At 41.1% G+C, this 15128-nt stretch carries 7 protein-coding genes; 1 reads left to right on the top strand and 6 read right to left on the bottom strand.

Annotation, left to right across the window (positions count from 1 at the left end):
• Position 1 precedes the first annotated feature (1 nt).
• Genes AB5217_RS21495 through AB5217_RS21485 form a run of 3 tightly spaced genes read right to left on the bottom strand, consistent with a single transcriptional unit; the run spans position 2 to position 9496 of the window.
• Entirely contained in the window at positions 2-6175 is a 6174-nt protein-coding gene (locus AB5217_RS21495) for a hypothetical protein (protein ID WP_368112742.1), read from the bottom strand.
• A gap of 11 nt (positions 6176-6186) precedes the next feature.
• On the bottom strand, positions 6187-7500 hold the full coding sequence (locus AB5217_RS21490) for a hypothetical protein (protein WP_008765938.1): 1314 nt from the start codon (positions 7498-7500) through the stop codon (positions 6187-6189).
• Positions 7501-7504: 4 nt separating this feature from the next.
• The gene (locus AB5217_RS21485; protein WP_234128287.1) at positions 7505-9496 is read right to left on the bottom strand and encodes a hypothetical protein; all 1992 of its coding nucleotides are present in this window, start codon (positions 9494-9496) and stop codon (positions 7505-7507) included.
• A gap of 340 nt (positions 9497-9836) precedes the next feature.
• On the opposite strand from AB5217_RS21485, the gene AB5217_RS21480 reads away from it, so the two are divergent.
• On the top strand, positions 9837-10640 hold the full coding sequence (locus AB5217_RS21480) for a deaminase (protein WP_234128288.1): 804 nt from the start codon (positions 9837-9839) through the stop codon (positions 10638-10640).
• 84 nt (positions 10641-10724) lie between these two features.
• Here the strand turns inward: AB5217_RS21480 and AB5217_RS21475 are convergent, their stop codons facing one another.
• From AB5217_RS21475 to AB5217_RS21465, 3 genes are all read right to left on the bottom strand, one after another.
• A complete protein-coding gene (locus tag AB5217_RS21475; RefSeq protein ID WP_087318351.1) occupies positions 10725-11198 on the bottom strand; it encodes an RNA polymerase sigma factor in 474 nt (157 codons plus the stop codon).
• Positions 11199-11582: 384 nt separating this feature from the next.
• Positions 11583-12164 (bottom strand): hypothetical protein, encoded by a 582-nt coding sequence (locus AB5217_RS21470; RefSeq protein ID WP_087318352.1) that lies wholly within the window; start codon positions 12162-12164, stop codon positions 11583-11585.
• Between the two features lie 2 nt (positions 12165-12166).
• A partial coding sequence (locus AB5217_RS21465) for a phage tail tape measure protein (protein WP_368117382.1) occupies positions 12167-15128 on the bottom strand: 2962 nt, incomplete at its 5' end.

The following is a 15128-nucleotide window of genomic DNA, read 5'->3' as shown; positions in this document are numbered from 1 at the left end:
GTTACTTGTTGATTAAATCATTAATATCCATATTGTCTTCAGCGAAGCGTTCGAGATATTCTTCGTAGGTTTCGCCGTTATAATATTCAAGGACTTCATTGATGTTGTCCAGCGTTACGTTATCGTAGTACGGTTCTCCGCCATAAGACTCATTATTGAACCAGTTGATCAGGTCGATGTAGGCATCTATGACGGTAAGGATGACAAGGCCGTCGATACCGGATTCAAGGGATTCGATTTCATCCGTTTCACGGATAACTGTCAGTTCATACGTGCCGTTGACTACCGGTTTATCCTGTCTGTTGCCGTCCTCATCCATTCCGGCAACTCCATATTCGAGAATGGCAAGAAGCTCGGAGCCGTCAGCCTTTAGTGTCATGTTCGAGATACGGAGCATGGAAAGTTTACGGGATGCCGTTTGTGAAGCGAGGACGTCACGGAGCATCTGAATGGCGTCAAGTTTAGGCGACGTTTCAAGACGCAGGCGTTGGACGTTCGGCATGGATTCTATTTGCAGGCCGGACGGGGCGGAAAGACCTGTATAGGTCAGTTCAGGAAGACCGACAAAACGGAGGCTTGTCATTGTTGGTGGAAGAGAGATGTCATTAATCGGAGAAGTCTCTGCAAGAGTGATGTTCTCCAGTTTGCTACCGGACGCATTGATATGGGCGATACGTGGGCATTTGTCGGTAACGAGCGTAGCGATTTGTGTGTTCCGGATATCGAGTGATACGAGGAAGGGCATTTCGCCGCAGTTCAGCGAGGTAAGCGGTGCGTAAGAACCGATGGATTGTTCTGTATGGGTGTCAGAGCCCAAGATAAGGGTTTCCACAAGTTGCATGGCGGAGAAGCTCACCGTACTTGACAGGGAGATTTCAGACAGGTCGAGCAGCTTCATGCGGTCAGCCTGATAGATATACAGCAAGGCGCCTTCCTCATGTGAGAAGTTGGTGAATACATATTCTTCGCCCGCTTCAAGGAAGCAGCTTTCGGAAAGGTTGCCGCTAGCGTCATTGCCGACACCGAAGTAACCGTTTTTAGCAGCGACAATCCGGATGGTGGCGTTTGATTTGGAAGATACGCGCCCGGAAATTACACCGCTGAAGAAATCACCGGTTTGGAAATAGCCGTCACGAATACGCCAACGTCTTTCGATGAAAGACGGAAGGGCGGTAAGTCCAAGACCTTGCAGGGCATAGAAGTAAATAGCATCAGAGGTGGCGGTATAGGAGATGTATTTCCGTTCACCGTCGTAAGAACTAACCAGTTTCTGCCATTTTTTGAGCCGTTTGTCAATGAAGAAATGCGTAGCTCCTTCGGGTGAGAACGGGTGCAGGGTGACGCCGTCAATGGTCGCCTGAACGTTACGCATGGCGGCGGCAACGGTACGCAGGGAGAGTTCCGTACCGGATGAGTCAGTCCACACTACTTGCTGGAGATAGATGTTATTAAACAGAACGGAGCCGTAGCCAGCATAAGGGTTAGTGAATGTTTCATCGCTCGTCCGGTTGGGGTCCACCTCGGCATCAACCGTGCAACCACCGTCGTTGTCCTTGCTATTGAGCGTATCGCAGTCATAGATTTTATTCAGGTACATGCGCATGGCATCCTCGGAGCTGTACACACCGTCTGTTACGGAAGCATACTCTTCCAAGAACCACATCGGCTGCATATTCTTGGCGCGTTGGTCAGTGGCGGCAAGGTAGTCGGTGAAGATGTCATAACTCAAGACACTTTCTGGGCAGGCGTATTTATACAGGTTTTCCTTCCATGTTCTTTGCCAGTTCCCGCCTTTGGAGTAATCGCAGGAATCACAGAAACGCAACCATCGGTAGAGGTTATAGGGCACTTTCTTACCCAAAGCGTAATCAATGGCGAGCTGGTCATCATCGACAAGCGATTCAAAGTAGTAAGTCCATGCCGGGAAGGTATCAGCAGAGATAGTTCCGTTATCCACGAGTTTTTGAACCCATGAGGACTTGTCCGTTTTCATGACCATCATGTCCTGAACAGAACCGACGCCCTGAAACCAGTCCATACCTTGGTAGTTAAGAAGTTCGAAACCTTCAACCGGATTCAGGACGTCACCGGTGACATTCCATTTGCCGTTTTCATACTTCATGGAACCGGACTGCTTTTTCCATGAGCTGTCCTGATACCTCATTATCCGGTACGAACTACCGCAATACAGGGAAAGCAGGTACACGCTGTCCGTATCGAGTCCGTCAGTCTGTTTGAAGCGTATCTCAATTGCGTCTAAAGTTTCGTCAGGAGTACCAAAGAACTCTATGAAGTCACCATAATTCAGGCAACCTTTGTTATAGCCGGGGGTATCTTTGAAGCCGAGGGCGAACTGTTCCCCTTTGTCTTCTTTCCAGTTGCCTTTGGCATGGAAATAGACGTTTTGCAGGCTGTCATCCTTACACCGATAGGTGGCTACCGGGTGATTGGCGGTAGAGTGGTTCATCTGCAAGTCTTCGATATGCAAGTCACCGCTGTCAAATGTTCCGTCAAATGCACGTTGGACAGGTGTCATATAGTTACCACCCAAGGCACGGTATGTAACGTTCATCATTTCACAGGCGCCGCAGTCGTTCGCATTGCCGGAATCGGAGTAATCGACTTTTACGGTAATGACATCAACCGGGATTGTATTATCACCGACCTGTACTTTGTTGATGGCGGCCAAGGCTATTGCACGGCGTCCTTCCTCCGTCGTATCGTCCGGATTAAGTAGTATGATTCGAGTGTCCTTGTTTTTGCCTTTGCTCTTGGCGAGGTAGTAGCGTTTATTCTTTACCGGGCGTTTGGCAGAGGTGGTTCCCTGGTTGCGGGTTTGGACACTCACGGCCTTGAAGTTACGCCACGGGCGTTCGGGGTCAAAGTAATAGAGCGTGATGTATATCTTCGTACTGGTGGAAGTGGTGCCGTCCAGTGCTTCTATATCGGAGCCTTCATAGGGGCATTCGACAATGTAAGGCATACCGCGTGAATAGATTTCGGCAGCCGACGGGCGGCTTTGGGTACTACCCTCGGCTGTCTGGCTTTTAAGGATGTCCTCAAAGGCGTACTCCTTCACCATTACCTCTGTATCGGTCAGACGGACAAGGTAGTTCTTGAACGCCTGTGCCCATTCCATATAGGAGTTCCAGGCCATCATGTAATAAAGATACAAATCACCCAGTTTGCCGTCCATCGTTATATACTTGGTCTGAATCAGGGAGCCGCCGCCCGGAACATAACCAAGGCAGGCGACTTCCTCACCGTTGAGGAAGAGTTTCATCATGGAATACCGTGTGCCGTCACGTTCAACGTAGTTGCTTGCAGGTTCAACAACCACGGCTACGGTTATCTTTTCACCCTGTCGATAGGCGCGTTCTTCACGACGGGAAACGCCATTGTTACAGAAGATGCCGACCACCCGGCCGGTGACATAGAAGCCGGCACCGGACGTTTCGTCATAGCAGCTAAGGAGCAGGGCATCATCATCGGTCACGTTCTTGGAAGCGAAAGCGAACTGGATGGCGGCACCGTTGGATTCGATGGACGAGCCGGCAAACGGGGCATGGTTTAATGACACGCCCACATTCTCGGCTACGCGAAGGCAGTTCTCACCCAAGAATGTGCCAAAACCGTTGGTAGTCCAGTTGGCACCGTCCACTTTCATTTCATAATTACCGCTGACAATGCTATGGTCAGTTTCCTGATTGGTACGGGATGAGAAGTCAAAGTTATAGATGGCACCTTCTTTTATGGCGGCGTCAATGGCGGAACCGCTAACTGTCACCCGGACAGGTTCGCTAGTCACGTCCTTGCATACGGCAGTATAGTTGACCGTATCGGTGCCGTCAGCCTTGTAGCCCTGCAGTTGTTGTTTGACCTGATAGGTTTTGTTACGACTGGCAGCAATTTGTGTTACCTGCACGTTATTGGCTTTCACGCTGACGGGTGAAGTCATTTCCAACGGGTCATAACAGGCAACATCAAGTTCTACGGTTTCGTACAGTCGGACTACTCCACCGTTTTTATCATCGTATCTCAAGGCGACAAGAGGTGTGGAACTATTCGGGTCAATTACCATGACAGCCGTGTAGATGACATTTCCTTTCACTCCGGATGCGACATCCGTTCCTTGGATGCGCAAGGGATAGGTACCGTGTTCTAGGCCGAGGGAAGCAGGACGGATTACGACAGAGTGCGAGTAGTTGTCATTGACAACAGCGGTAGACAGGGATTGCCATTCACCATTAATCTTGATGTCAACCTGGGCACTGATACCTTTATCAGAGGTGTTGTTTCCGAACTTATAGAGTGGAAGGCTGAAACTTTCAGTTGTCGGAGTAAGCAGAGTTTCAGGGGTATAGTTGAGCACCTGCACACAGGTACAGGTAATATCAACAGCTGTTACATTGACATTCTTGGAACCGGTGTTGCCGCTTTCGTCAGTGGCTATCAGCTTGAATTTCCGAGTACCAGCAGCCGTAAAGTATGTGGTGAAGTCCAGTTCAAAGGAGAAGTCCTTCATGTCACCGGAAGATGCTTTGTTGACGGTTTCAGTCCAGACGGTAAGCCCGCTTTCACGGTCTACGAGTTCCAGTTTCTCAATCAGGTTGTCAGAGGATTCGACACCGTTCGAGGTCACGGAACGAATGGCGGCAAAGGTTCGTAGCGTGGAGCCGTAAGAGCCATAGACAGGTGTCGACTGGAAAGCAATGGCAACAATGGTACCACCAGTTTGACCGCCGCCACCCGTGCCGATAGCGAACTGCACTTCATCGCCAAGGGTTTCACCGGCAGCGTTCTTCATCTGAAGTTTTACAATGCCTTCTGTTTCCACGTTTACGTCGAGGTTGGCCGGAACATAGGCATAGGCGCCACCAGTTGAAAAGGCGTCCTTTCCCCCTTCCGCCGGTTCATCGGAAGTTTCAAAAACGGAACTGCCACCACCATTCCCGAAGGGTTTCCAAAGAGAAGGGGTCGCAAAATCGGACACAGCACCCTGGAACTGCCGGGTTTCCATTTCATACTCGCCTGTTTTGTAAGTAATGATGAGACCCGTTCGCTCATATTTGACGCCAGATTCCTGTTGATAGGAGACAATGGCGGCAATAGCGGTTTCAAGGGTATAGTAGCCGTCTTTCAATGGGCGGATCTCATCAACAATGACGATGGGGTGTGTTACATCGTCAGCGGGCGTGCCGCTCTTCATATCCTCAAGGGCTTGCTTATCCTCGGCGGACAAAAGGCCGGCTTGTTCAAGGGTAGCAGAAGGCAAACGGAAGCTGTCATCCGTTTCTTTACCGGTTGTTTTGGACACTTTCTTAAAATACACATTGAGATAGGAAGCGTCAGACAGGACGGAGAAAGAACCCGGTTTGATTATATCGGAAGGGATATTTTTCATTGTATCTTCCAAAGACTTTCCACGGTTGCCGGGGAAAGCTTCTTCTTCACCTTCCCCAAGAGACAACGGTTCAGGCAGACATTCAGAAGGAACTTTACTTTCTTCGTTCAAAGGAGCGATACCGTTCGCTTTTCCTATCCTTTCCTCAAAGTCATTTATTACAGAGGTCCATTTGCCCCATGTAACACTCTCATTGGAAACAATACCTATTCGTGAGATTGTACAAACTGTACCTAAATATACACCTTCGGCATTGTCTGACATGGTAGCCAGTTGTATACACGAAGTGAATGATTGACAAACCTTATTAAGCTCCAACCGTTCAATTTGTATATTTACAGGAATCTTAGACGAATCAACAGACAAAATACACCGATAATTCCCAATAGAAGAATCCCCGGAATACATTGTTTTTAATTTATCTTTAAAGCTACCAATAGTAGTAAAAGAGCCAATACTTTTAAATGGGTCAGTCAAAGGATTGGATTTATCAGACACTCCTGTTATACGTTTCAATAACTCGGCGTCTCCATCCGATAAATCTTTTGCAATCTTATTGACATTCTCCACTAATGCATCAAAATCACCATTCACCATTTTAGCAATGGTACTTGAAAGTAAATCAATAGATATTTTCCGACCGCCACTAACTTCAACGTACATATCTTTGGATAGCTCTGTTGTATCAGTCAGTTGCTCTATTGTAAGACTGTTTGTCTTCAACGCTTGTAACACAAGGCTAATAATCTGTTGTTTTTCTGTTTCTGTCATAATTCTCTTTTTTAATCATTTTCATATACCCATACAAGCTCAATGGTCATACCAAGATTATCTATGTCGCAATCATAGACATTATCAAGATAAAGTTGGAACTCCTTCAGAGCACCAATATCTCCACCGTTAATACCTTTCAAGACACATACACCATCCCTACTGATTACATTCCCTTCAATGAGGTTAGTATACGAATCTCCTTTATATAGTACAGCACGCAAATTTATCGAACCGTTGTCCAAATCGTTCTTTAGTCTATCCAGTCCATTAACTGTAAGTTTACCGTAACCTCTTCTACCAATATACTTGTTATCTATGTCAGTCGTCTTGATTGCAATCAAATCCCAATATGAATTTTCATCAACACCTGGGTGATGAATACTGTTGACAGTAACCATAGTATCACTATTAATAGAAACTCCAGTATTAGGAATAGCCTTAGTCATATTGATATATGCTCCGACCTCTGCAACCTCACTTTCTGAACCATACTTGATACTACGCATTCCTTCATCATCTGCTATCCTATAAGCACCGCTTTGTACACACCTCATAGCAAGCTGGTTATTCCACTCCAAAACTGGATTCATCGTTCTTACCTTCTGTAACATTTGATTGAACACAAAACTCTTCAATCCCTCTATTTGCTGGTTAAGTTCCGGAACATTACTTTCCTTTCTGGTATATCGAACACCATCAAAGTAGACGTAATTACAGCATAAGACACGATTCAATAATTCAGCAAACCACACAGGGCATCCCATCCCATTTCCAAGCGTGAATAATACTGTTGTATATTCGTGGCTGAATAGCTCAACAATATCCTCATCAGAGGTCACGAACTGCTCATTATCCACACCGAACGTCCATCCGTTATCTTTGAAACCACCAGGAACGCGAAAATCAAAAAAGTATTGCATCCCATCTATCCACCAGACAGCATCAAGACGCTGCTTATTATCTTTCATTGAATACTGAATAAGGCTGGTTTCTGATAACTCACATTCATCGTCCGTAACTTTAAAAATCTCACTCGTATTCCCATTAACTGTTACAGTATAGTATCCACATGGAAGCAATGAAATGTTATAGAAATAAAGAATCTTATCATCATTCATCTTCCATGAGCTTAATGATACAGGTGTAGATATATTACTTAAAAGATTATTAATGTAAACTATAGGCTCCTGCTCTTTGGCTGTCAAAATCAATTCAACAAAAATCCTGTCTGTACGTGCGAATAATTGCACATATTTACTCTTCGCTCCAAATTTATCGGTAGACGGAGAAAAAAACAGTGGGGTAAACGGGCTTATAATCATATTTCTAGGCTTTTGTTATTGAACGGACAAATAAATCATACTTCACTCCCTCGTTTCTCTCAACTGTACTACTCACCTCTTTGATGTAGCCCTCGTAAACTAGATCATCTTTTAAGATTTTAATCGTTTCATCATCTGTTGGTGGAATATCTTCATTATAAGTTGTGAATGAAACATCTCCACAAGTTATAATACCACTTTCAACGTTAAAATCATCTTTCATTCCTATACCATTGACAACAACATCACTATTACCGTCAGAAGAAGAATAAGATAGTTTTTTAGTGAACATACCAATATAGCCGGCATTTGCTTGCAATATGCCTCCTTGCCAATACATGGTATTAAACATCGTTTCAGGATCAAGTACACCACTTATTTCCCAACCGCTCCTTATAAGCCTATACTCTTTATATGTTTGTACTCCGCCATTATCATGTAATGTAGTACTGGCACAAACAAAAAACACATCATTGTCACTTTCACTATCCGTTGTATCTTGGCCTCTCTTTTGCGATAAGAATTCAATCCCATAAACATCAGCACGGTAAGGGCTAATCAACTCTAATACATTATCAGTTATATCAATGCCAGTAGTATATTCAGTAGTAAATCGGAATTCGTCACGACCATTCATACTTTCATAGTCCTGTTTATCATATCCTACCCTAACCAAAGAATATATTCTTGATGAATCAACCTTATACTCAAAACTAGAAAAGCTGCTATTTAAATCCTTTACATTGTTATCACTAAACAATTTGTCCCGGTGTTTAAAAAAAACAGTGACACCATTGATCACAGGCACAAAGCCAAAAACTGTTTCCATCCAGTTTTTAAACTTTGTATAAGAAGTATATAGCTTAGCTTGGGGGATTCCACGGATACTTTCAGCAGCTAATATCACGCAATTATCTAACCTTTCATCAACACCTGAAGCTATTTCACCATAGATACCTTCATTTCCACCATTCATGCTTTTAAGCAATCGGTTTAACACATCAATAGGTCTTATTGCATCCACATAGATAGGGTTAGCTCGAGAAGTAAAGCGTGTCTCAAATTTGAAATTACGAAAATAAATATTGCCAGTAGAAGCATTAACTCTGTTAAATGTTACCATCAAATCAAAAAATAAAGCCTGCCCTTTAGTCAGATGAATCTTGATGGATTCATTCAGATTACTTGGGGTAACATCCCCCTTATTATACCCCCATCTTTTCAACTCGACTAAACGACCATCTTCGTAACGCCCGCCTAGAACTATTTCAGCTTTAGTTGTATACGCATCACTATAACTGATATAGTATTCAAAACTAAAATTCAATACTATATCAATGTCGGACAAGGCTTTAACAAATACATTTGGATCATCTTTCGATTCCTGTGGTACATCATAAAACTCAAGAGGTGAATCCCGTGACGGAAGTTCACCACCAGAAATATATAAGGGAAGCGAATATGTTATAGCTTCTACATATATTCCTTTGTCAATTACAATATATTGCAAAGAAGCATCATTTTCTACAATATTACCACCTAATGTATGCGGTTGACTATAATTCATACTTACAGAATCATAATAAAGCTGATATACATCTTTTATCTCATCTACCGAATATTCGTACTGCGTTCCCTTGTTAGCCTTTATGATATTAGCGACACTATCATCTATCGAATTAATAGAAACAGTATTTCCATCATAGGTCAATGAACCGAAATCCAATCGGCAACTGAAGAATTCTTCATAAGTATGAGAATTAGTTATAGTATAAACAGTGATACTAGCATTAGAAGCCAGGTATTTGCTCAAATACTCCTCCAATATGAGATCATAGGCTTCTCCCACAAACTGGAATTTTGAAGTAAAGGTTCTAGTTATTCCTTCAAGTCCGGAGCGTTTACGGGAAAACTTTATTTCATCCCAATTCTGAATACAAGATTTGGGAATATCATAGGAAATACTATCAACGGTAAGTACATATTTACAAAGCATTTTAACTCCTTTTGAACGTTCATGAGCAAATATATAGAAAAAGCCAACCGGTTTTCCGATTGGCTAAATTCTTGAAACTCCCCCCTTATCAAATCATCATATAATCATCTATTTATCAAAGGAATACATTATAAGAGAAGAAATTCTCATTTTAAAACTCCCTATATATAGTTATTTACTTTCAAAAGAAATATCGCCATTCGCATCACAGCTTCCTTTTTAGACCGATATCTATATTAAAAAATTATCATAGCTTTCAAAAGTGAGAATATTTCATATTAGCATTCTTGTTTTCAATTTAATATTTATATCTTTGAAAAAAACAAATACAATAATCAAAATGGAACAGAAATTATCAAATGTCGATTTAATGAAGATTGCAATAGAAGAACAATCAAAATGTACTTCATTTCCTAAAGTTGGAGCTGTAATAGCAAAAGACGGAATCATATTGGCAAAAGCTTTTAAGGGTGAAGAGTCCTCAAAACATGCTGAAAGAATAGCGATAGAGAAACTTGATAAATCTACTCTTAATGGAGCAACTTTAGTGACAACTCTAGAACCGTGCATAAATATAGCAAATAATCAGCCACTGCAATCCTGCACAGATTTAATCATAGAGAGTGGTATCAAAGATGTAATTATAGGAATATTAGACCCCAATGGGGCAATTTATTGCCAAGGTTATGAAAAACTACTTGAAAATAATATTAATGTTAGCTTTTTCACACCTAAACTAAGGAATAAAATTGAATCATCGACTTTTATTTATGGTGACTGTAATATTGGATATGGATCAGGTATAAGACGAGTAGCGGTAATTGGCAGTGGTAAAAATTTTGAAATAAAATTTTCTGAAAAAGATAATCGTTCCATCAAATTCAGATGGTGTACATTGCAATATGTACATGGGATCGTAGATTTAATGGGACCAAATGAATCAATTCGCAGTGCTAAAGGAGCCCAAAAATTTGAAGATATTACAGACCCTTTTGTGTTTAGAGAGCCTTCTCATTTTGCCAGAATGAAAGTTGGAGATATTGCAATTATTTCTCCAACGGATAGTACCTTTGTTATATTAATAAAGTTATTAGAGATGACTGAAACTGATATAACTTTTCAATGGCAAGTTAGAAACAGATAATAATTTAATAAATTACTGACAATCGGAAAAAATTATATAATATTTCTTTTCGATTGCCAGTAATCACTACAATAACATATAAAATTAATATTTAAGTTCTTGACATAATTGTTTTCGTCCAGAAGAAATACGACTTCTTACAGTTCCGACAGGAATGTTCAGGATTTCACTTATCTCATCATAAGAATACCCACTAGCATAATATATCACACTATCAATACAACGGGATTTTTTAGCACACCGTTGTATTGTGGAAACCAAATCATCAAACAGTATTGAATGAGCTGTACAGTTAGAAATGGCACTTCCGTCTACCATATCAAGCCCTGTAAAATGTATAAGGGAATTTCTATTGTATCTTATTATATAAGTATTCCTCATTATAATAAGGCACCACGGTTGAAGTGGTTTAGAACAATCAAATTTATCACGATTCACAAGTAGCTTATAAACTGTATCACCGGCTAAGTCTTCAGCATCTTGCATGGAACAGCAGAATTTTCTTGCCACCTTTAATATCCAAGGATATATTTCTGATAATTCCTTTTCAAAGTCCATTGTCAGCCCTCCTTATTAGGTGTATCTTCGGTTCGCCATTAATGCACCTTTCCACATATTTCCGGTGCATGATACTTTGTTCGTGCATTTCCTTAGCAGAACGCTCGATTGAACTAATAAGAGTGCCTATATCGGGGGGCAATAAGGCAATCATTTTTTTTACCTCGGACACTTCTGCTGTTATCCGATTACACTTCGTCTCTAATGTACGTAATTCTGACAATAAAACATTGTATAAATGCCTATTTATACAATGGATGCTGTTTTTTCTATTCATAAAAAAGTCGTTTGTGATTCTAAAGGAGATGTACAAACGACTGTATGAAATAATTCGCTTTAATTAAAAATTAATCGAATTACAGCATATATGTAGTACCAATATTATCATGTACTTCTTTTTCTGATCGATATTTCAACATCAGCTTGATGAACGATATTCGCATAAACAGCAGCATTAATTACGCGGGAATCAATACTCATTTTAAAGAATGTCATTAGAAAAGCAATCTCTGCATCAAAAGAAGAACGAATTTGTTCAGGAGTAGCCTTACTTCCTTTATGTTCCTCACTGCGTCTCTCCTCATTCCGTTTTTGCTCAAAAATTGCAGAATGAAGTAAATAATCAAGCTTCGATATAACTTGCTCATCACTCATATTTCGGGTATCTACATTTAGTTGACCCAATACCTGACGAACATCATCATAAAAGCCAAGAGAAACAAGAGCCTGACAAATACGAAGACTCAATAGTTTGGCACGTTCTTTCAGCATATCCTCTTTGTCCATTACCATAGCCTTCATATTTGAAGGGTTAACAATACTTCTGTATTCGACAAGTAATTTAGACGCTATTTCTTTAAGCGTGCTTTCGGACATAGATTTGCAGTCCGAAAGCAAACAAGCATAGTTTCCGCATGAAAGTTCAATGAAATCACTCAATGTTATCTGATTTAATCTTTCAATCATAGTTATTTCAGTTTAGATAACTTATACAGTTCAAATTCACGGTTAGAAGCATCTTGGCGTTGCATTTTTAGACTCTTCATCAAAAGGAAATTTGTTCTATCAACCCTTTTTTCTAATCGGGAATAATCATTGAAAACAATGGTGTCACCGGAAGAAGATGCAAAATATGTCGGTGAAAATGTGGGAAAGTCCCAATCCGGTATATCAAAATTAGAGATATCTACCTTATCAACATCAGGAAAGACTTGCGCACCTTTAGGAATATCAACTAAAGTTGGAGTATCAGGAGTAATCCATGCTTTTCCAGAATACATGATAACTTCATGTTTACCGGCATCACCAACTAAAGCGGCACCGCCGGGATGCCTATCATTACCTTGAGTACCGTCTGCATAGGAAGGAATAGGAGTTGCAAGAATAGTTGCAACCTGAATTGCTCCCATGGCACCAATAACAATAGATAAAGGAATATTCGGTAAAGCTTCAGTTATTGCCAGTGCAGTGGCTATTCCAGCTTGAGCGACACTAGTCGCCTTTTCCCAAATGGCTTGTTTACGTGCCATTTCTTGTTTTTGTTTTTCAAGTTCAGCATTCTTAGCTTCAGTTCTTTCCTTGGCCGCACGCTTACGAGCTTCTGCTTCTTCTTCGGAGATTGCTCCCGAATCAGCTAGATTCTGTATTCGTTCTACATCCTTATCATATTTCTCATCATTAGCTTCCTGCTCTTCTTCTATTTTCTGAATCTGACCATCATAAATAGTAGAGACTAGATCACCAATAGCACCCACTGCTTGAGATGCAGTTTGAAGCCATTTTTTCAGATTCCTCTGACGTTCTTTCTGTGCTTTCTCATCCGCTTTAGTAACTTTATTGATAGCATCTATTTCCGCTTCTGCTTCTTGCTGGGAAAGGTCCGCTTTCAATTTCTGTAACTGCTCTGCAATCTTTGCCCTATCCTCTGCGCTCAAATTTTCGTTTCGAAGCTCCAACTCCAACGCATCAATTGCAGCTTCGGTTGTTTTACGTACATAATCTAATTTTAACTGATACTCAAGTTCTGCATACTCTTGCTGGGTTATTTCCTTAGAAGCTAACTGTTTTTTAAGAGCAAGCGTATCCATAACATATGCAGCATCCCGGATTTCCTGCTCATGCGCTGCATTCTCTGCTATTAATTGCACCTGATCGGATGCATGTCTTTCGTAAAGTTCTTGTTTCTTTTTTGCATATTTGTCGTCAATGAGAAAAACATCTTCACCTGTTTTCTCTGCTGCATCAATTTCTGCTTCACGTTGCAACTCCAACTGGTGCAATTTCAAATCAAGTTCTTCCTGGGACCCCTTTTTTACAACAGCAAGAGCGTTCTCAACATCTTTCTTTTCACGGTCAGAATTATACTTAATAGAGAATTCATCTAATTTATCCTGCATTTCTTTCGCCAAATTCTGACGAGTAGCAATTTCCTCTTTGCTATTACCCTTGACGGCAGCAATCTTCTTTGAGTAAGCAACACCAATTTTAGCAAGTTCTTTCTCCAGTCCCTCATCCATAAGAGCTAGTTCTGATTCCTGATAAGTTTCATGAATTTTCAGCTTCTCTTTGAGAGCTTTTTCCTGTTCACGTTTTTCTTTATCAGTAAGGACTGTTATACCTGAACCATTTTTGTCGTTACCCTTTGGACGGAACTTTTCTGCAATCACATCAAGTCCACGATTAAACTCATCGCTAGATGCTATTTTAAATAAGTTTTTAGAAAATTCCAACTGAGCCTTATCCGCTTTTTCTGCTTCCGATGTGTAATAGCCAAACATTTTAGCAGCACCATTCTTTATCCAAGACATATCTTCAAACTCTGATGTTGCATATTGAGCACGAGTTTTCATCCGTTTTAAAGCTTCTCTCTCTTGGGCCGTTACTTCAATACGTTTATTTTTCATTTGAATAACAGCTTTTGTGTATGCTTGTTCCTCTGTATCACCAGCATCAATAAGCCTCTTATATTCTGCCTGAAAATCTTTTTCTACTTCCAATAACTTTTTGTTCGCATCTTTTTTTGCAAGTGTTCTAAAATTATAATCTATCTTTTCTATTTTTTCTTCAGGAGATTTCAAATCATTGGCGATACCTCTTATTTTATCAGCCATCCAATTAAGAAACTCCTTAGCAGGTCCCGTTGACTCGGAGAAAGAAAGCATAAACGCTTCCCATGCTGAAGATAAGTTAGCAAGAGCTCCATGAACATTATCTCCCATCGTGTGAGCCATATCGCCCAATTCACGTTCTACACCAGTAATCTGTTCTCTAAGTGGTAATATTTTATCAACAGCGGTGAGAAAGGCATTAAAAGCGGCAACACTACGCTTATCAGTTAATTCAAGAGTAGTATTCAAGTCTACCCCTTTTTCTTTTAGCGATTTCAATCCTTCAACTAACTCAGGCAATGTTTTAACGGGCTTACCTAACGCCTTTGCCAGCTTTCCATTACTATCAGCTAAATTTAGAAAAACATTACGAGTAGCAGTAGCAGCCATTGAAGCATCAAAGCCGGCATCCGATAATTTACCCAACAAAGCCAAAGTATCTTCAATACTGAAATTAAAGGCTTTTGCAACCGGTCCAACAATTGGTAATGCAGTAGCGAGATATGAAAACGACAATGCGCTTTTGGTTGTTGCGACAGCCATCGCAGACACATATCTTTCAGTTTCTCTTGTATCAGCATTAAACATACGAAGAGAAGCACCTGCCAATGAAGCCGCATCTGCTAATTCTGCCCCGGTAGCTTGTGCAAATTTTAGAACGTGCTCTGTTGCATCTAATATTTCTTTTCGAGTAAAACCTAGTTTAGCAAGTTCTATTTGCAAATCCGTAGCTTCGGATGCAGTGTATTTCGTTGTAGCACCCAAACGTTGAGCATCCGCAGTTAACTCCTTCACTTTATCAGAAGTGGTTCCTAATATTGCA

The organism is Bacteroides sp. MSSM.1001136sp1_RTP21357st2_D2_RTP21359_211015 (assembly GCF_040913205.1).
GTDB classification, from domain to species: Bacteria; Bacteroidota; Bacteroidia; order Bacteroidales; family Bacteroidaceae; genus Bacteroides; species Bacteroides ovatus.
Note: the sequence above shows the minus strand (reverse complement) of the source record. Positions and strands in the feature narration are given on the sequence as shown.